We start from the raw sequence: 387 nt of genomic DNA, 5'->3' as shown, positions 1-387 counted from the left end.
GCTGGCCTTCCCCGGCAAGGTCAAGCTGGTCTCCGAGAAGCTGGTCTGCCGGGCCAAGGACAAGCCGCAAGACAAGGTCGCCGTGCTGACGCTCGGTGGCTCGGGCCATGAGCCGGCGCTGCAGGGCTGGGTCGGCGACGGCATGATCGACATCTCGGTCGTGGGCGACGTCTTCGCGGCCCCCGGGCCCCCCAAGGTGCTCGAGGCGATGCAGATGCTCAAGCGCGATGCCGGCATCCTGCTGGTCACGCTCAACCATGCCGGCGACGTGATGAGCGCCGAGATGGCCCGCCAGATGGCCGAGGCCGAGGGCATCAGGATCAAGGAGCTGATCACCAACGAGGAGATCCGCCCGAGCGAGGACGAGGAAGGGCGCGGCCTTGGCGG

The 387-nt window shown here is 68.7% G+C and carries 1 protein-coding gene; it reads left to right on the top strand.

What is annotated here, in order from left to right:
- On the top strand, positions 1 to 387 hold a 387-nt coding region (locus AX756_RS24880; RefSeq protein ID WP_197431152.1), incomplete at both ends, for a dihydroxyacetone kinase subunit DhaK.

This window comes from Aliiruegeria sabulilitoris (assembly GCF_001558155.1).
Taxonomy (GTDB): domain Bacteria; phylum Pseudomonadota; class Alphaproteobacteria; order Rhodobacterales; family Rhodobacteraceae; genus Tropicimonas; species Tropicimonas sabulilitoris.
Note: the sequence above shows the minus strand (reverse complement) of the source record. Positions and strands in the feature narration are given on the sequence as shown.